Raw genomic sequence first — 18,349 nt, 5'->3', positions numbered from 1 at the left:
CATCATGGACCGACTGATTTATACCGCGATGACGGGCGCGAGCCAGGCGCTCGAGCAGCAGGCCGTCGTCGCGAACAACCTCGCGAACGTCTCGACCACGGGCTTTCGCGCGCAGCTCGCCAACTTTCGCGCCGTGCCGATGTCGTTCGGCGACGGCTCGACGGTGAACGACCAGACCACGCGCACCTACGTGCTCTCGGCGACGCCTGGCTCGGACATGACGCCCGGTGCGATTTCGCATACCGGCAACCCGCTCGACATCGCGATCCAGGGCCAGGGTTTCATGGCCGTGCAGACGGCCGACGGCAACGAGGCCTATACGCGTGCGGGCAACCTCCACGTCGATGAAAACGGCCAGCTCGTCACGGCCGCCAACCTGCAGGTGATCGGCGGCGGCGGCCCGATCGCGGTGCCGCCCGGTTCGGCGATCACGATCGGCAAGGACGGCACGGTTTCGGCCATTGCGCCGGGCAGCCCCGCCAACGCGATCGCCATGATCGACCAGATCAAGTTCGTCAACCCGCCGTCGGGTGCGCTCACGCGCGGTGACGACGGTCTTTTCCACACGTCGGACGGCAACCCCGCCGACGCGGACCAGACCGTGCAGGTCGCGACCGAGTCGCTCGAGGGCAGCAACGTGAACCCGGTGGCGGCGATGGTCTCGATGATCACCAACGCGCGCCAGTTCCAGATGCAGACCAAGCTGCTCTCGAACGCCGACCAGAACGAGCAGAGCGCGAACCAGCTGCTCAACTTCAGCTAAGCCATTTCAAGTTAAATGAAGGCCGCCTCGCGCCGCGCGCGAGGCAGGACCGGGAGAAAGACACCGTGAACCGATCGCTCTACATCGCCGCCACCGGCATGAACGCCCAGCAGGCGCAAATGGACGTGATTTCGAACAACCTCGCGAACGTGAGCACCAATGGCTTCAAGGGCTCGCGCGCCGTGTTCGAGGACCTCATGTACCAGACGCTGCGTCAGCCGGGTGCGAACTCGACCCAGCAAACCGAACTGCCTTCGGGCAGCCAGGTGGGCACGGGCGTGCAGCAGGTGGCAACCGAGCGTCTCTACACGCAGGGCAATCTGCAGCAGACCGGCAACTCGAAGGACGTGGCGATCAACGGCGCGGGCTTCTTCCAGGTGCAGATGCCCGACGGCACGACGGCCTACACGCGCGACGGCTCGTTCCAGACCAACTCGCAAGGCCAGCTCGTGACGGCGAGCGGCTATCAGGTGATCCCGGCGATCACGGTGCCCGCCAACGCCACCTCGCTCACCATCGGCAGCGACGGCGTGGTGACGGTCACGACGCCGGGCTCGAGCAACAACACGACCATCGGCACGCTGCAGCTCGCCATGTTCATCAACCCGACCGGCCTTCAGTCGAACGGGCAGAACCTGTTGTCGGAAACGGCTTCGTCGGGCACGCCCACGGTTTCCACGCCGGGCCAGAACGCTTCGGGCACGCTCAACCAGGGCTACGTCGAATCGTCGAACGTGAACGTCGTGCAAGAACTCGTGAACATGATCGAGACGCAGCGCGCCTACGAAATCAACAGCAAGGCGGTCACCACTTCTGACCAGATGCTGCAAACCCTCAGCCAGATGCAGGTCTGAGGTCGAGTCCCTGGTTAATCAAGTCGGTGAAGAATATGTCGCAGTCCGTTCGAAACCATCCTCGCATCCGCGCGCGGCATCCGGGCAATCCCCGGGCGCTCGCGGCGGCTGTGGCGCTCGCGATGCTGGCGGGCTGCGCCTACCTACCCAACCGGCAGCCGATCACGCAGCAGCCCATGACGGCCGTGCCGCCTCCGCCGCCCGTGAATACCTCGCCGGGCGCGATTTACAATCCCGGCTACGCGGGACGGCCGCTCTTCGAGGACCAGCGTCCGCGCAATACCGGCGACATCCTCACGATCGTCATCTCCGAAAACATCAACGCGACCAAATCATCGGGCGCGGCCACCAAGCGCGGCACCAGCGCGAGCTTCTCGGGCACCGCGAACTTCCTGCCGGGCTTCTTCAACCGCGCGAACCTGAATACGACAGGCGCGAACCAGTTCGACGCCACGGGCGGCGCGAACGCCTCGAACACGTTCACGGGCGTCATCACCGTGACCGTGACGAACGTGCTGCCCAACGGCAATCTCGTCGTCTCCGGCGAGAAGCAGATGCTCATCAACCAGGGCAACGAATACGTGCGCTTCTCCGGCGTCGTCAATCCGAACACCGTTGCCGGAGACAACTCCGTGCTATCGACCGACGTCGCCGACGCGAAGATCGAATACTCCGCGAAAGGCGTGATCGACGAAGCCGAGACGATGGGCTGGCTGCAACGCTTTTTCCTGAACATCGCGCCATGGTGAAGATCCGCTTCCATCGTTCGCGCCGCTCGCGCGTGAAGGACGTGCTCGCCGCACTCGGCGTGGCGTTCGGCTTCGTGCTGGCCTGCGGCGCACTCGTCGCCTACGCGACGCCGGCGCGCGCCGAGCGCGTGAAAGACCTCGCGACCTTCCAGGGCGTGCGCGACAACCCGCTGATCGGCTACGGCCTCGTGGTGGGTCTCGACGGCACCGGCGACCAGACGACCCAGGCGCCGTTCACGACGCAGACGCTCGCGAACATGCTCGCGAACCTCGGCATCTCGATCAACAACACGTCGAGTTCGTCGGGTTCCTCGTCGACGCTCAACAACATGCAGCTGAAGAACGTCGCCGCGGTGATGGTGACGGCGGTGCTGCCGCCGTTCGCGCGGCCGGGCGAGCAGATCGACATCACGGTGTCGTCGCTCGCCAACGCGAAGAGCATTCGCGGCGGCACGCTGCTGCTCACGCCGCTCAAGGGCGCCGACGGCCAGGTCTACGCGCTCGCGCAGGGCAACGTGGCCGTGGGCGGCGCGGGCGCCTCGGCCAACGGCAGCAAGGTGCAGGTGAACCAGCTCGCCGCGGGCCGCATCGCGGGCGGTGCGATCGTCGAGCGCTCGGTGATCTCGCCGGTTTCGCAGCAAGGCGGTCTGCTCACGCTGACCGTCAACGACATGGACTACGACACGACGCAGCGCATCGTCTCGGCCGTCAACAACATGTTCGGCCCGGGCACGGCCTCGCCGCTCGACGGCCGCACGATCCAGGTGCACGGGCCGGCCGATCCGGGGTCGCAGGTGGGCTTCATCGCGCAGATCCAGGACCTCAACGTGAATCCGGCCACGCCGGCCGCGAAGGTGATCCTGAACGCGCGCACCGGCTCGATCGTCATGAACCAGATGGTGACGCTGGAGAGCTGCGCGGTCGCGCACGGTAATCTCTCGGTCGTCGTGAACACGCAGACGGCGGTAAGCCAGCCCGGCGCGTTCTCCAACGGCCAGACGGTGGCGACGCGCCAGTCGCAGATCCAGTTGAAGCAGGACAACGGATCGCTCAAGCTCGTCACGGCGGGCGCCAATCTCGCCGAGGTCGTGAAAGCGCTCAACGCGCTGGGCGCTACGCCGGCGGATCTGATGTCGATCCTGCAGGCGATGAAGGCGGCGGGTGCACTGCGCGCCGACCTCGAGATCATCTAAGGGGTGTAACTTGGATAATACGAAGAACATCGGCGGCGGCAGCCTCGACCTCACCAACCGCTTCGCGCTCGACGTGCAGGGCTTCGACTCGATGCGCGCCGCGGCGAACGCCTCGCCCCAGCAGGGCGTGAAGATGGCCGCGAAGCAGTTCGACGCGGTCTTCACGCAGATGATGCTCAAGAGCATGCGCGAAGCGACGCCCGACGACGGCCCGCTCGACTCGCACGACGGCGCCCAGTTCACTTCGATGATGGACCAGCAGCTCGCCCAGCAGATGTCGAACAAGGGCATTGGCGTGGCGAACGCGATGCTCAAGCAGCTCATGCGCAGCATGGGCGGCGCGGCCGGTGCCGATGGCGCCGGCGGTGCAGGCGGCGTGGCGGGCGCGATCTCGGGGCTTTCGGGCAAGGACGCGAACGAGGGCAACCTCGCGATGCTCAACGCGCTCGGCCGCGCCTACGGCAACGCTGCCGCCAACGGCGCGCTCGCCAACGGCTCGGGCTACAGCGGCAACAGCGCGCTCACGCCGCCGATCAAGGGCAACGGCGACGCCTCCGTGGACGCCTTCGTCGACAAGCTCGCCAACGCCGCGCAGCAGGCCAGCTCGACCACGGGTATTCCGGCGCGCTTCATTCTCGGCCAGGCGGCGCTCGAATCGGGCTGGGGCAAGCGCGAGATCAAGAACGCCGACGGCTCGGCGAGCCACAACGTGTTCGGCATCAAGGCGAGCAAGGACTGGACCGGCAAGACCGTCTCGACGGTCACGACCGAGTACGTGAACGGCCAGCCGCATCGTGTGGTGGAGAAGTTCCGCGCCTACGACTCGTACGAAGACGCGATGACCGACTACGCCACGCTGCTCAAGAGCAACCCGCGCTACGCGTCGGTGATCAACGGCTCGAAGAGCGCGGAAAGCTTCGCGCACGGCATGCAGCGCGCGGGCTACGCCACCGACCCGCACTATGCGAAAAAGCTGCTCACCATCATGCAGCGGATGGCCTGACGATCGATTCGACGGCCGGCGCCGCGGTTGACGTCAATTAGGCAAGTGCAAACGTTGCCTCGGCGCAGTTGCCGGAAGAAGCTGCACACGCGTGTTTCATGCAGGGAAAAGGCATATTTTTTTTACGCCCAATCCCTAAATTTTTCGCAATGTCTGCCGCTAAAGCAGACGAGATGGAAAAGCAATCCGGGCGGTCGGACCGCCCGAACGGCGCGTGCGGAAAGGGTCCGCTCTCGCGCCGGCACGTTCACGAATTCCCGGCAGGCCGATGAATACCGTTCAGTCGAATCCACAGGAAGCAGGCGAGGGCGCGGAAGGCTCCCACGACTTTGGGCGCCGCAATCCGCTCGAGATCGGCGTCCAGCTACGCAATCTCGTCAATCGCGGCGACTTCCTGACCCTCCAGTATCGCGGCGGACAGCTCGTCACGCGCATTCTGGCCGTCAACGGACGCGAGCGCACTTTCGTGTTCGACTGGGGCGCGATCCCCGAGCAGAACACGGGCGTGCTCGCCGCGCCCGAGTGCCAGTTCCACGCGTCGCCCGACGGCGTGCGCGTGGAGTTCCATACGGCCACGCCGCGGCGCACCGAGTTCGAAGGGCGCCCCGCGTTCGAAGCCGATTTCCCCGAAGTGCTGTTCTACGTGCAGCGGCGCGAGTACTTCCGCGTCGACACGCCCGTGCTCGAGCCGTGCATCTGCCGCGGCGACCTGCCGAGCGGCGGCCCGCGCTTCGCGTACGAGGTGCATGACCTCTCGCTCGGCGGCCTCGGGCTGCGTACGACCGAAGAGCGCGTGGCGGATCTCGCCATGGGGCTCGTGCTGCCCGACGTCGAGCTCGACCTGCGCGCGCACGGCAAGCTGCGCGTCGATCTCGCGCTCGTCGTGCTGCGCTTCATCGACCTGCCCAACGGCGACCGCCGCTATCACATGGGCTTTCGCTTCGACGCGCTGCCCGGCTCGGCCGAGAACACGCTGCAGCGCTATATCACGCAGCTCGAGATGAAGCGCCGCGCGCTCGCGCGTGCCTGAGCGTTACAGCGTCACCCGCACGATCCGCAGCACCCTGGCCGGCGCAGCGCATGTTGCGCCGGTTTGCCCGCCGCGCGGCGGGCGCGCACGCACGCGCTCGCTAACGTTTTCGCGCCCATCGGGCGCTCAATTTTTGCAGTGCGTTGCCGTTATACCGTGAGTACACCACGCGGTTTGCCAGGGGGGCAGGCCGCTTTCGAGGATTACGCATGTCCAACATTTTCTCGATCGGTCTGAGCGGCCTGCAGGCGGCGCAGATTGGTATCTCGACCACCGGCGAGAACATCAGCAACTCGACGACCGCGGGGTACACCGTCGAGACGCCGGTGTACCAGGAATCGGCAGGCCAGTACACGTCGAACGGCTATCTCGGCAGCGGCGTCACCACCGCCACCGTGCAGCGCGCCTACAGCCAGTACCTCACGACGGCCGTCAACAATGCGCAGACGGCCAGCAGTTCGTACACGGCTTCGTACAACCTCGCCACGCAGCTCTCGAACCTCGTGGGCAGCCCGACCTCGGGCATCGCCACCGCGATCACGAACTTCTTCACGGGCCTGCAGAACGTCTCGAATTCGCCTTCGGATACCGCAGCGCGGCAAACCGTGCTCTCCGACGCGCAGACGCTCGCCACCCAGATCAACGCCGCGAGCCAGCAGTACGACTCGATGCGCCAGAGCGTGAACACGCAGCTCACGAGCTCGGTCTCGCAAATCAACACCTACACGCAGCAGATCGCGAGTCTCAACGCGCAGATCACGTCCGCGAGCTCGGGCGGCCAGCAGCCGAACCAGCTGCTCGATCAGCGCGATCAGGCCGTGGCGAATCTCTCGAAGCTGGTCGGCGTTCAGGTCGTGCAGGGCAGCACCGGCTACAGCGTGTTCCTCGGCAACGGCCAGCCGCTCGTGGTGAGCAGCCAGAGCTACAACCTCGGCACGCAGCCGTCGAGCAGCAACCCCTCGGAGCTCGACGTGACGTGGCAGGGCCTGAACGGCGCGAGCCCCGCATCGCAAGGCACGCCGCAGGTCCTGTCGTCAGCCGCGCTGCAGGGCGGCACCGTGGGCGGCCTGGTTTCGTTCGTCTCGAGCACGCTCGATCCGGCGGAGTCGCAGCTGGGCGCGATCGTGACGAGCTTCGCCGCGCAGGTGAACTCGCAGAACGCACTCGGCCTCACGCTCTCGGGCGGCGCGGGCGGCAATCTGTTCACGGTGGGCAACCCGCTCGTCACGGCCAGCTCGACGAACCCCGACGCGCAGACCACGGTCAGCGCGACGCTCACGAACAGCACGCAGCCGCTCACCGATAACTACAAGCTGAGCTACGACGGCACGAACTGGAACCTCACCGACACGACGACGAACTCGCTGGTCGCGACCCAGCCGAACGGCACCGCGCCGATCACGATCGGCGGCTTCTCGATTACGCCTTCGGGCACGGTGAGCGCGGGCGACTCGTTCATGCTCCAGCCGACGGCCGGCGCGCTCGCAAGCTTCTCGGTCGCGACCAGTGACCCCGCGGCCATCGCGGCGGCCACGCCGGTCGTTGTGTCGGCGTCCACGAAGAACGCAGGCACGGCCACGGTGTCGCAGGGCACGGTCGGCGCAGGTTACTCGACCAGCGCGCTGCCCGTCACGCTCTCATACGCCTCGACGAGCACCACGACCGGTACGCTGAGCGGTTTCCCCGTCGGTTCGAAGGTGCAGGTCACCGTGGCCGGCTCGAGCACGCCGACAACGTACACGATCACGAGCAACACGACGCCGGTGAGCTACGACGCCACCACGGGCGCGACGATCGCCATCATGGATTCCACGGGCACCGTCACGAACGCAAGCTTCACGATGACCGGCACGCCCTCGAACAACGACACGTTCACGGTGGCGGGCAACAAGAGCGGCACGCAGGACGGCCGCAACGCGCTCGCGATCGCGAACCTCACGTCGAGCACGGCGTACACGGGATCGACCACGCTGACCACGGCGTATGCGAACTACGTCAACTCGATCGGCAACACCGCTAGCCAGCTGCAGGCGTCGAACACGTCGCAGCAGTCGCTCGTGACGCAGCTCACTTCGCAGCAGCAGTCGGTGCAGGGTGTGAACCTCGACGAGGAAGCCGCGAACCTGCTGCAGTATCAACAGCTCTATCAGGCCAACAGCAAGGTGATCCAGACGGCGGCATCGCTGTTCCAGACCCTGCTCGGCATTTTTCAGTGAGGCGCTGACCCATGCGTATCGCGACTTCCCAGATTTTTTCCTCCAGTCTGTCGACGATGGAGAACCAGCAGTCCCAGCTCCTTCAGGTCCAGCAGCAGATCTCGACCGGCGTGGCGATTTCGAACCCGGCCGACAATCCGCTCGGCGCCGCGCAGGCCGTGACGCTTTCCGCGACGAGCGCGACGCTCACGCAGTACTCGTCGAACCAGACCACGGCGCTCACCGCGCTGCAGCTCGAGGACACGACGCTCTCGAGCGTGACGAGCACGATGCAGAGCATCCACTCGCTCATCATCGAAGCGCAGAACGGCTCGCTCACCGACCAGGCGCGCCAGGCGATCGCCCAGCAGATGCAGGGCGACCGCAACCAGTTGCTCTCGCTCGCCAACACCACGGACGGCGCGGGCAACTACATCTTCTCCGGCTTTCAGAGCACCTCGCAGGTGTTCTCGAACAAGTCGGGCGGCGGCGTGACCTACAACGGCGACGCGGGCCAGCGTGTGATGCAGGTGGCCGGCACGCGCAACATCGCGGTCGGCGACACGGGCACGACGGTGTTCCAGAGCGTGCAGGCCGTGGGTTCGGCCAACGTGGCCTCGGGCAGTTCGTCGAACACGGGCACGGGCGTGATCAGCGGCGTGACGGTGACGGACCCGACCAAGGCGACCAACAACGACAACTACTCGATCGCGTTCGCGACCGACGCGACCACGGGCGCGCTCACCTACACGGTGACCGACAACAGCGTCAGCCCGGCGACGACGACGACGCCGGCCAACTACACCGCAGGCAATGCGATCTCGCTCGGCTCTGGCATGAGCGTGACGATGTCGGGTACGCCCGCCGCGGGCGACTCGTTCTCGGTCACGCCCGCCACGGCGTCGCAGAACACGGACGTGTTCGCGAGCATCGACAGCATCATCGCTGCGCTGAATACGCCCACGAGCGGCTCCACCGCCGCGGTCGCCAACCTCAACAACGCGCTGAACACCGGCCTCACGCAGATCGGCAACTCGCTGTCGAACGTGATCACGGTGCAGGCTTCCGTGGGCGGCCGCGAGCAGGAAGTGAAGGCGCTGCAAACGGTCACGTCGACCAACTCGCTGCAGGTCACGTCGAACCTCTCCGACCTCACGAGCACCGACACGGTGGCCGCGATCAGCCAGTTCGAGCAGCTGTCGAATGCGCTCACGGCTTCGCAGAAAAGCTTTGCCGCCACGCAGAATCTCTCGCTGTTCCAGTACATCAACCCTTGATTGCGAGGCACTGAGCGGTCGAAAAAAAGCGGACTTCGGTCCGCTTTTTTATTGCCCCATTCGCGTCGGCGTAATCCGTCTCAACCCGGCGGGCGCAGCGCGTCGGCCAGACGCCCCATCTGGTCGATGCCGCTGTCGAACAGTCGCGCGAAGTAGGGAATGAGGTTCGGCATCATGAGCTGGACGAGCAGCATGCCCACGAGCATCGTGAGTGCGAAGCCGATCTGGAAGATACCGATCTGCGGGGCCGCGCGGTTCAGAATGCCGAGCGAAAGGTTGGTGATGAGAAGCGCGACCACGACCGGCAGCGAGAGCAGCAGGCCAGAGGTGAGGATCGTCGTGCCATAGTTGGCGATCAGCTGCCAGCCCGAGGCGCCGAGCACGCTCGCCGTAACCGGCAGCGTCTGGAACGTGGCGACGAGCGCCGCGATCATCTGCAGATGGCCGTCGAACGCCAGGAAGGCGAGCATCGCCATCATGTTCAGCCACGAGGAGAGTGCGGGCGAGCTGGTGTTGGCCTGCGGGTCGAAGAAGCTCGCGAAGCCCAGGCCCATGCCGAGACTCATCATGTCGCCCGCCGCGGTGACGACCGCGAACACGAGCTGCATCGTGAAGCCGAGCGCCACGCCGATCAGGAACTGGTTGACGAGAATCCACACGCCCGCGGCGGAAAACACCGTGACCTGCGGCATGGCGCCAAGTGTGGGCGCGACGATCAGCGTGATGAAGCCCGCGAGGCCGATCTTCACGCGCGTCGGCACGGAGCGGCTGCCCAGCACGGGCGCGACCGCCACGAGCGCGAGAATGCGCGTGAACGGCCAGAGGAACGCCGTGAGCCAGGCGTTGAGCTGCGCGTAGGTGACAGTGAACATGGAGCGAGCCCAAAAACTGCGCGGCGGCGCGGTAATGCGGTGCGCTAGCCCGCCGCGACCGAGACGATGCTCGTGAACATGCGATGCATGTAATCGATCATCGTCGAGAGCATCCACGGACCGGCGATCACGAGCGTCACGCCAATGGCGATCAGTTTGGGGATGAAGGAGAGCGTGGTTTCGTTGATCTGCGTGGCCGCCTGGAAAAGGCTCACCACGAGACCCACGCCGAGCGACACGAGCAGCAGCGGTGCGGCAAGCAGAAGCGTGACGTACATTGCCTCGTGGGCGATCGTCATGACCATTTCGGGTGTCATCGTAGACTCCTTAGCTGAAGCTCTGCGCGAGCGAGCCGATCAGCAGTTGCCAGCCGTCCACCAGCACGAACAGCATGAGCTTGAAGGGCAGCGAAATGGTCGCGGGCGAGACCATCATCATACCCATCGACATGAGCACGCTCGCCACCACCAGGTCGATGATGAGAAACGGAATGTAGATGGTAAAGCCGATCTGGAAGCCCGTCTTCAGTTCGCTCGTGACGAACGAGGGCACGAGCAGCGTGAGCGGCACGTCCTCGGGTCCCTGCATGGGCGCCGCATGCGAGATGCGCGCGAAGAGCGCGAGGTCGGACTCGCGGGTCTGGCGCAGCATGAAGGTCTTGAACGGCGCCACACCGCGCGCCACGGCGTCGTCCATCGAGATCGTGCCGGCCGAGAATGGCTTGTAGCCGTCGTTGTAAGCCTTGTCGAGCACCGGCGACATCACGAACAGCGTGAGAAAGAGCGCGAGCCCCACGAGCACCTGGTTGGGCGGCGTGGTCGTCGTGCCGAGCGCCTGGCGCAGCAGTGAAAACACGATGATGATGCGCGTGAAGCTCGTCATCATCAGCACCATCGCCGGCAGGAACGATAGCATCGTGAGCAGCAGCATCGTCTGCACGCTCAGCGAATAGGTCGTGCCGCCGTTGGGGCCCGGGCTCGTGTTGAAGGCGGGCAGGCCCGCTGGCTGTGCCGCTTGAGCGTGCGCGAGGTGCGGCAGCGCGAGGGCGAAGGCGCCCGCGCCGAGCATCAGCGCGAACGGGAGCGCCGTTCTGGCGATCTTCGCGAGGGTAGCCGCGCGCGCGCGGACATCGCCGCCTGCGTTCGGCGCATGAAGGGAACTGCCGTGCATTTACTGCGCTCCGCCGTCGTGACGCATGAAACGCGCGTGGATGCGTTTGTTCGCCTCGCTTTTCAGCGCGTCACGAAAGCGCTGTGCGAAGGTGCCCGAGAGGGCGGGGGCGTTGGGAGCGGCCGCCGCGGCGCCTGCGGGAAGTTCGCCCGCGGGCAGCGTGTGGAGCAGGCGCACGTTGCCGGGCGCGGCGCCCAGCACGAGCCAGGTGTCGCCGATCTCGACTACGGCCACGCGCTCCTTGCCGCCGAGCGATGCGCCGCCCACGGTCTTCACGAGCGCGTTCTTCGGACCGCCTTGCAGGCCGAGACGCCGCGCGAGCCAGGCGCAGCCGAACACCACGGCGATCACGAGCGCCAGACCCAGCACCGTCTGCACGACCGCGCCGAAGCCGAGCGCGGGGACCGCGCTGCCGGCGATCACGGCGGAGGCGCCGGAAGCGCCCGATGCCGCGCGCGTGGCTTCGTTGACTGCCTGAAGGTCGGCGGCTCGCGCGGTCATGACCGCAAAAACGGCGGCGCCGGCGAGCGAGAGGTGTACGGCGAGGCGCCACGAGAATCGCAGCACGCGCGCGCCGCGGGACTTCCGCGTGCGCTGCGTGCTGGTGCCAGAAGCGGCGCCAGAGGCGGTGCCAGAAGCGGCGCCGGGAACAGCCTGGGGTTTCATCGGTTCAGCTTCCGGATCCGCTCGGACGGCGTGATGATGTCGGTGAGACGGATGCCAAACTTGTCGTTCACGACCACCACTTCGCCCTGGGCGATGAGGCAGCCGTTCACGAGCACGTCCATCGGCTCGCCGGCCATGCCGTCGAGTTCCACGACCGAGCCCTGCGCGAGCTGCAGCAGGTTGCGGATGGCGATCTTGGTGCGGCCCAGCTCCACGGTCATCTGGACGGGGATGTCCAGAATCATGTCGATGTCGTTGGCCGTCCTGGTCGAATCGACCTTCGAGAGCGGCTGGAACACGGCCGTCGGTTGCGCGGCGGGCGCTTCGTTGCTGTTCTGCTCGGCAAGCGCGCTCGCCCAGTCGTCCATCGAGTCGCCGCCCGCTTCCTGCACCGCGGCGTCGAAACCCGGGTCGAGCACCGGCTCGTCTGCGCTCGTGCCGTTGATGTCACTCATATCCACCTTCCTTCATCGTGTCGGCTGCGCTGATCATCTTCTGGACCCGCAACGCGTATTGACCATTGAAAATTCCGTAGCCGCACTCCATCACGGGCACGCCGTCCACCTTGGCGGTGATGTGCTCCGCGATGTTCATGGGCAGCACGTCGCCCTTCTTCATGTTCAGGATCTGCTCGAACGTGACGGGCACCTGCGCGAGGTCGGCCGTGAGCTCGACTTCGGCGGCCTGCACCTGCTGCGAGAGCACGCGCACCCAGCGGCGGTCCACGTCGAGCACTTCGCCTTGCAGCGGCGAGGAGAGCACGTCGCGGATCGGCTCGATCATCGAGTAGGGCATGCAGATGTGCAGCGTGCCGCCCGTCGGCCCGAATTCGATCGAGAACTGCGTAACGATCACGATCTCGTTGGGCGTGGCAACGTTTGCGAACTGCGTATGCATTTCAGAACGCACGTATTCGAACTGCAGCGGCCGCACGCTTTTCCACGCGGACATGTAGTGCTCGAACACGAGATTGAGCAGCTTGCCGATGATGCGCTGCTCGGTCTGCGTGAAGTCGCGGCCTTCCACGCGCGTGTGAAAGCGCCCGTCGCCGCCGAACAGGTTGTCCACGACGAAGAACACGAGGTTCGGGTCGAACACGAACAGCGACGTGCCGCGCAGCGGCTTCACGTGTACGAGGTTCAGGTTCGTTGGGATCGGCAGGTTGCGGGTGAACTCGCTGTACTTCTGCACGCGCACCGGACCGACCGAAATTTCGGCGGTGCGGCGCATGAAGTTGAAGACGCCGACGCGCAACAGGCGCGCAAAGCGCTCGTTGATGATTTCGAGGCCGGGCATCCGGCCGCGAACGATACGTTCCTGCGTCGCGATGTTGTAGGGCCGGACGCCCTTGTTATCGGAGCCGCCCGAATCGGAATCGACTTCGCCGGTGACGCCTTTGAGGAGGGCATCGACCTCCTCCTGGGACATGAACTCGTCGTGACCCATCGTCATGATGACTGGCCCTCCATCGCGGGAATCATGTCAGCCACGCTCACTGGACGACGAATTCGGTGAACAGCACGTCGTCGACGTGCATCGGCTTCTCGTTCGCGCCCGCAGGCTGAGAGATCAGCACGGCGAGTTCCGTGGCGAGCGCCCGCTTGCCGTCGAGCGGCGCGAGGTCGGACGGATGCTTGTTCGAGAGCGCGAGCAGCAGGCGGCTGCGGATCTCGGGCATGCGCGCGACGAGCGCGTCCTGGGTGGCCTGGCTGTCGAGCTTGAGCGTGAGGCCGATGCGCAGGTAGTGCGATTCGCCGTCGTCGGACTGCAGATTGACGGTCATCGGCTCGAGCGCGTAGTAGACGGGCGCGGCCGGGGGCGCTGCGGCCGGCGTGGCCGGCGCGCTCGCCGCGTGGCGCGACATGAAGAACCACGTCGCGCCGCCCGCCGCGGCGGCGGCGAGGATCGCAATGAGCGCGATGACGATAATGCGCTTCATCGGTCCGGGTTTCGCGCCCTGGGGCGCGGCTTGCTGGGATGCGGTGGTGGTCGCCATGTCGAAAAGTCAGCCTGGATGCTTGCAAGGGTCCGGGGCACCGACCTGGTGGTCAGTCCGGGCATGCTGCATTGTTCCGGCTTTTGCCTTTCAGCGATGGGAGGAATAGACGGGGGAATTCCGGCTATCTCGTGGTTTTGTTGCGCGTCGCGGCAAGCCGCTTGCACGGGGGCGCGATGTCAGCGCACGCAGCCGCTGGGCGCGGCTGCGCTGCCCGAACGCGCCGGGCAGTTCGGGCAGGGGGAGGAGAAAGGGTCAGGCGAACGTGTCGATCAGACCGACGGAGCGCGTCGTGACGCTCGTGACGCTGCTCGTGTCGTCCACGGCGTCCGTTGCGGCGAGCGTGCTGCCCGAGCCCGAACCGGAACCGCCGGAGCGGCCCGAACCGCGGCCGTCCTGCTGCGCCTGCTGGTTCATCTGCCGCGAGAAGCCGTCGCTCACGCTTGCGCTGCCAAGGCCGATGCCGTTTTGCTCCATCGCCTCGCGCAGCTTCGGCAGGGCCGCCTCGACGGCCTCGCGCACCTGCTGGTGCTGCGAGACGAAGAGGGCGTGGGCGTGGGTGTCCGAGACCTGCAGTACGACCTGGAGCGGTCCGAGGTCCTTCGGATTGAGCGTGAGTTCCGCCGATTGCTGGTGCGCGTTCGAGAGGAACACGACCTTCTGGCTGAGCGCGTCTTCCCAGGCGTTCGTGCCGACCTGCGGCGTGATCGACGCGGAAGCGGCGGCCGCAGCCGCCGGATTCGCGGTTGCGCTGGCCGCCTGGGCGGCCTGGGCCTGCGCGGCCGTCGCGGCGGCGACCGCTGCGGCCTGGGTCGCGGCGAGCGCGTCGGTCGTCGCGGTGCTCGCCGTTGCGTCAGTCTGCGTGGCGGCGCCTGCCTGCTGCTGCGCCGCTGCCGTGAGCGCGTCGGTGGCGGCCTTTGCGGCGTCGGTCGCGGTGGTCGTGGCGCCCTTGGCCGCGTCGGCGCTCGCGCCGCTGCTCGCGGCCGTGCTGAACGCCTTGCTTTGGGCGGTCGCGCTCAAATGCGACGCGAAGCTGCTGACGATGTTCGAACCCGAGCCCGTGCTGGATGGGGTTGCGCCATTCGCCGCCGAGCCGGCCGTGCTCACCGCATGCGTGGCGAGCGTACCCGCGCCGCCGCGCAGCTGCGCGAGCGCGGCTTGCAGGGCGTCGTGCACCGACTTCGAGTTGCCGCTCGCGGCGCTGCCGGTGGCCGTGCCGTCGCCTGCCGCCCCGGCGGCGGCCGTGGCGGCCGCTGCTGCCGCGGAGGAGGCGACGCCGGCGAGCGTGCTGTCGCTGCTCGTCTGGCTGCCGTCGGCGTTCGCGTCGGTGCTCGTGCCGTCCTGGGTCTGCTGGCCCTGTTGCGCCTGCTGGGCCTGCTGGGCCTGCGCCGCGGCGGCTTGCGCGCCCGCGTCGGCGGCCTGCTTTTGCTGGACACGCGCGGCGGCGCCGCGGCGATCGGCGCCCGACGTGCCCTGCGAGGCCTGGCTCGAGTTCGAGCTAGAGCTAGAGGTCTGCGAGGTGCTGCTGCTGCTTTGCGAGGCGCTGCTGCTCGACGCGTTCGAGCTCGACTGCGCGGACGCATTCGACTGCGGGTTCTGCGCCGCCTGGGCGTTCTGGCTGGCCTGCGCGCTTTGTGCGTTCATCTGCTGCTGCAGCGTCTGCGCGAAGCCCTGGCTGGCGGCATCTGCCTGGCTGATGGAGTTCGACGCCGTGTTCGACACGGCGTTCGATGCGGAATTGCCCGTCACCGCGTCGGCGGCGGCGCCGAGCAGCGAGGAGACGGTAGAGAGGAGCGACATGCTGGCGGCCTCGAAAACGTGTTACGGATGTTGCGACGTGCGCATGCGCGTCACGCGGGCGGCATGCTCGTCGGCGTCGCGCTGTTCGCGGCGGGCGTCCTTGCTGGCCTGCACATCGTCGTGGCGGGTTTGCAGGACTTCGTACGAGCCGAGCTTCTGCTTGCTGCGCTGCCACTCGGGCTTGGCGGCGTCCACGCGCGCGGTGGCCTGCTCGAGCAGGCGCCGCTGCTGTTCGATCGCCGCGTCGAGCGTGTCGATGAACGCCTGGAAGTTGCGCACGTTGCCCGCGGCCATGCCGCTGCGCGCCGATTCGGTGAAACGCGTGTGGTACTCGTCGCGGTAGGTGATGAGCGCCTCAAGCTGCTTTTCGACCTCGACGCGCTCGCGCTGCACGCGGCCGAGCTTTTGCGTGGCGGCGTCGACGTCGTCTTGCGCGAGGCCGATCAAGGTTTGCAGCGCGGTCTGTTTCGTCATGTCCTGGCTCCGATCAGCTGGCCGAGCATCTCGACGCTCTGATCATAGTTCGCGGTTTCGCGAAAACCCTGCTGAAGAAAGGCCTCGATGCGCGGATACAGCGCGATCGCGCGGTCGAGCACGGCGTCGCGCCCGCTCACGTACGCACCCACGTTGATGAGGTCGCGGTTGCGCTGGTAGCGCGAAAGCATCTGCTTGAGCGCGCGCGTCTGGTTCAGATGCTGGTCGTCGATCAGCGCGGTCATCGCGCGGCTGATCGAGGCCTCGATGTCGATGGCCGGATAGTGTCCCGCTTCGGCGAGCGCGCGAGAGAGCACGATATGGCCGTCGAGAATCGCGCGCGCCGAGTCGGCGATCGGGTCCTGCTGATCGTCGCCTTCGGTGAGCACGGTGTAGAACGCCGTGATCGAGCCGCCGCCCTCCGGGCCGTTGCCGGTGCGCTCGACGAGCGCCGGCAGCTTGGCGAACACCGAAGGCGGATAGCCCTTGGTCGCGGGCGGCTCGCCGATGGCAAGCGCGATCTCGCGCTGCGCCATCGCATAGCGCGTGAGCGAGTCCATGAGCAGCAGCACGTGCTTGCCCTGGTCGCGGAAATATTCGGCCAGCGACGTCGTGTACGCGGCGGCCTGCAAGCGCAGCAGCGGCGAAACGTCGGCAGGCGCGGCCACGACGACCGAGCGCGCGAGGCCGTCAACGCCGAGGATCTGCTCGATGAATTCCTTGACTTCGCGGCCCCGCTCGCCGATCAGGCCGATCACGATGACTTCCGCGCTGGTCGCGCGCGCCATGGTGCCGAGCAGCACCGATTTACCGACGCCCGAGCCCGCGAAGAGGCCCATGCGCTGGCCGCGCCCGACCGTGAGCAGCGAGTTGATCGCGCGCACGCCCACGTCGAGCACCTTGTGGATCGGCTCGCGGTTCAGCGGATTGATGACGGGCGCGGTGAGCGGCGCGTCGGCTTCGGTGTTCAAGGGGCCCAGGCCGTCGAGCGGGCGGCCCGAGGCGTCGACCACGCGGCCGAGCATGCCCCAGCCCACCGGCAGCCGCTTCGCACCCGCCTTCGGGTCGGCGATCGGCGCGGTCTCCAGCGGCCAGACGCGCGCGCCGGGCAACAGGCCCGCGACTTCGGTCGTCGGCATCAGGAAGAGCTTGTCGCCGCCGAAGCCGACCACTTCCGCTTCGGCCATCGGCAGCGAGCTGCCCGGCGGCAGTTCGATCATCACCTCGGCGCCCACGGCGAGGCGCAGCCCCACGGCTTCGAGCACGAGGCCCGCCGCGCGCGTGAGACGCCCGCAGCCGCGCAGCGGCAGGGCGAGCGCATTGCGCTCGCGCACGCCGCGCAGTTGCGCGTTCCACGTGGTCAGGAACGGGTTGGCCGGGTCGTAGTTCGCCGGCGGCACGTAGGGCGCGGGCGGGACTTCGGCCGCGAGCGGCGCGCCGTGATCCGTCAGGCCCGTCAAGCCCGGCGGCGCATCGGCCGCATCCGCGGCAAGCGCGGCGTCGATCGCGTTGATCGCGTCGGCGGCGCCCAGCTCGCGTGCCTCGCGCCTGGTCGGATTGCCCGGAATGTCGAGGTCGCCCACGAGCAGCGCGCCAAGCTGCGCGGGGTCGCTCGCGAGCGGGCCGAACGAGGCGAGCGCGAGTTCCTGCTCGAGCGGCGTGAGACCGCCCGTGTGGATGGTCTGATGGCTCGGCGGCTGGGGGTGGTTCACCATGGCCGTGCCTTGCCGAGCGCGGCCGTCACGCGCTCCCAGCGCGTGCGGATGCTGGCGTCGGTTTCGCCCGTCGCGGCCTGCGCGCGGCAGCCGCCGCGCTCGATCGTCGGGTCGGTGCGCACGCTCCAGCCGCGCGCCTGAAGGTCGTCCAGCAGATAAGCCTCGACGATCGGCAGATCGGCGGGGCTCACCACGAGCTGCGGGGAACCGGCGAGCTGCGGCTCGGCCACGAGCACTTCGCGCGCGACCGCGACGAGCGCCGTCGGGTCGTGCTGAACGTGCTGGCGCACGACCTGCTGCGCGATGTCGAGCGCGAGTTCCACGAGCGTCTCGGCCACGCCGGCCTGCGCCGTTTCGAGCGCGTCGCTAAAACGCCGCGCGAGCAGCGCGAGCTGCATGGCCTGCGCGCGCGCCTCGGCCTGGCCCTGCTCGAAGCCCTGCTGGCGGCCCTGTTCGTGCCCGGCCTGATAACCGAGCGCCTGACCCGCCACGTGGCCCGATTTGAGCCCTTCCTGGTGGGCCGCGTCGCGCAGCGCGTGGAGCTGGGCCTCGAACGCGGCCCACCAGGAAGGGCTCAAATCGGGCCACGTGG

19 protein-coding genes are annotated in these 18,349 nt (G+C 67.3%); 8 read left to right on the top strand and 11 right to left on the bottom strand.

Annotated elements, in window-relative coordinates; translation table 11 throughout:
* Nucleotides 1-4 precede the first annotated feature (4 nt).
* The 8 genes from flgF to flgL all read left to right on the top strand — a co-directional run bounded on the left by flgF (nt 5) and on the right by flgL (nt 9,064).
* Nucleotides 5-763, top strand: a complete 759-nt coding sequence (gene flgF / locus M3I56_RS36510) for a flagellar basal-body rod protein FlgF (RefSeq protein ID WP_254358114.1) — start codon at nt 5-7, stop codon at nt 761-763.
* 65 nt (nt 764-828) lie between these two features.
* Nucleotides 829-1,617, top strand: a complete 789-nt coding sequence (flgG, locus tag M3I56_RS36505; protein WP_028203367.1) for a flagellar basal-body rod protein FlgG — start codon at nt 829-831, stop codon at nt 1,615-1,617.
* Nucleotides 1,618-1,634: 17 nt separating this feature from the next.
* Nucleotides 1,635-2,366 (top strand): flagellar basal body L-ring protein FlgH, encoded by a 732-nt coding sequence (locus tag M3I56_RS36500; RefSeq protein WP_375541857.1) that lies wholly within the window; start codon nt 1,635-1,637, stop codon nt 2,364-2,366.
* Nucleotides 2,360-3,559, top strand: coding sequence for a flagellar basal body P-ring protein FlgI (locus tag M3I56_RS36495; RefSeq protein ID WP_254358113.1), 1,200 nt, complete (start codon nt 2,360-2,362; stop codon nt 3,557-3,559). The genes M3I56_RS36500 and M3I56_RS36495 overlap by 7 nt, the downstream gene beginning before the upstream one ends.
* 10 nt (nt 3,560-3,569) lie before the next feature.
* A complete protein-coding gene (gene flgJ / locus M3I56_RS36490; RefSeq protein WP_254358112.1) occupies nt 3,570-4,562 on the top strand; it encodes a flagellar assembly peptidoglycan hydrolase FlgJ in 993 nt (330 codons plus the stop codon).
* Nucleotides 4,563-4,830: 268 nt separating this feature from the next.
* Nucleotides 4,831-5,592, top strand: a complete 762-nt coding sequence (locus M3I56_RS36485) for a flagellar brake protein (RefSeq protein ID WP_254358111.1) — start codon at nt 4,831-4,833, stop codon at nt 5,590-5,592.
* Nucleotides 5,593-5,801: 209 nt separating this feature from the next.
* Nucleotides 5,802-7,808, top strand: coding sequence for a flagellar hook-associated protein FlgK (gene flgK, locus M3I56_RS36480; protein WP_254358110.1), 2,007 nt, complete (start codon nt 5,802-5,804; stop codon nt 7,806-7,808).
* A gap of 11 nt (nt 7,809-7,819) precedes the next feature.
* Complete coding sequence (gene flgL / locus M3I56_RS36475; RefSeq protein WP_254358109.1) at nt 7,820-9,064, top strand: flagellar hook-associated protein FlgL; 1,245 nt, start codon at nt 7,820-7,822, stop codon at nt 9,062-9,064.
* An 80-nt stretch (nt 9,065-9,144) separates the two neighbouring features.
* Here the strand turns inward: flgL and fliR are convergent, their stop codons facing one another.
* The 11 genes from fliR to fliH all read right to left on the bottom strand — a co-directional run bounded on the left by fliR (nt 9,145) and on the right by fliH (nt 18,335).
* A complete protein-coding gene (gene fliR / locus M3I56_RS36470) occupies nt 9,145-9,936 on the bottom strand; it encodes a flagellar biosynthetic protein FliR (protein ID WP_254358108.1) in 792 nt (263 codons plus the stop codon).
* Nucleotides 9,937-9,980: 44 nt separating this feature from the next.
* Nucleotides 9,981-10,253 carry a flagellar biosynthesis protein FliQ gene (gene fliQ, locus M3I56_RS36465; protein WP_254358107.1) on the bottom strand — a complete coding sequence of 91 codons (273 nt, stop codon included), beginning with the start codon at nt 10,251-10,253 and terminating at the stop codon, nt 9,981-9,983.
* A 10-nt stretch (nt 10,254-10,263) separates the two neighbouring features.
* On the bottom strand, nt 10,264-11,004 hold the full coding sequence (gene fliP / locus M3I56_RS36460) for a flagellar type III secretion system pore protein FliP (protein WP_254358124.1): 741 nt from the start codon (nt 11,002-11,004) through the stop codon (nt 10,264-10,266).
* 102 nt (nt 11,005-11,106) lie between these two features.
* Nucleotides 11,107-11,772, bottom strand: a complete 666-nt coding sequence (fliO, locus tag M3I56_RS36455; RefSeq protein WP_375541856.1) for a flagellar biosynthetic protein FliO — start codon at nt 11,770-11,772, stop codon at nt 11,107-11,109.
* Nucleotides 11,769-12,227: a flagellar motor switch protein FliN gene (fliN, locus tag M3I56_RS36450; RefSeq protein WP_254358106.1), complete on the bottom strand. Its 459-nt coding sequence runs from the start codon at nt 12,225-12,227 to the stop codon at nt 11,769-11,771. The genes fliO and fliN overlap by 4 nt, the downstream gene beginning before the upstream one ends.
* The gene (gene fliM / locus M3I56_RS36445; RefSeq protein ID WP_254358122.1) at nt 12,220-13,218 is read right to left on the bottom strand and encodes a flagellar motor switch protein FliM; all 999 of its coding nucleotides are present in this window, start codon (nt 13,216-13,218) and stop codon (nt 12,220-12,222) included. Before fliM ends, fliN begins: the two co-directional genes overlap by 8 nt.
* Before the next feature lie 46 nt (nt 13,219-13,264).
* The gene (fliL, locus tag M3I56_RS36440) at nt 13,265-13,768 is read right to left on the bottom strand and encodes a flagellar basal body-associated protein FliL (protein WP_254358105.1); all 504 of its coding nucleotides are present in this window, start codon (nt 13,766-13,768) and stop codon (nt 13,265-13,267) included.
* Nucleotides 13,769-14,023: 255 nt separating this feature from the next.
* Complete coding sequence (locus M3I56_RS36435) at nt 14,024-15,568, bottom strand: flagellar hook-length control protein FliK (RefSeq protein WP_254358104.1); 1,545 nt, start codon at nt 15,566-15,568, stop codon at nt 14,024-14,026.
* Between the two features lie 21 nt (nt 15,569-15,589).
* On the bottom strand, nt 15,590-16,042 hold the full coding sequence (gene fliJ / locus M3I56_RS36430) for a flagellar export protein FliJ (protein WP_254358103.1): 453 nt from the start codon (nt 16,040-16,042) through the stop codon (nt 15,590-15,592).
* Entirely contained in the window at nt 16,039-17,757 is a 1,719-nt protein-coding gene (gene fliI, locus M3I56_RS36425; RefSeq protein ID WP_254358102.1) for a flagellar protein export ATPase FliI, read from the bottom strand. The genes fliJ and fliI overlap by 4 nt, the downstream gene beginning before the upstream one ends.
* Complete coding sequence (fliH, locus tag M3I56_RS36420) at nt 17,751-18,335, bottom strand: flagellar assembly protein FliH (protein WP_254358121.1); 585 nt, start codon at nt 18,333-18,335, stop codon at nt 17,751-17,753. The genes fliI and fliH overlap by 7 nt, the downstream gene beginning before the upstream one ends.
* Nucleotides 18,336-18,349: the final 14 nt, after the last annotated feature.

The organism is Paraburkholderia sp. CNPSo 3281 (assembly GCF_024206515.1).
GTDB classification, from domain to species: Bacteria; Pseudomonadota; Gammaproteobacteria; order Burkholderiales; family Burkholderiaceae; genus Paraburkholderia; species Paraburkholderia nodosa.
The sequence above is the reverse complement of the archived record's forward strand: the minus strand, read 5'-3'. Positions and strand labels throughout refer to the sequence as shown.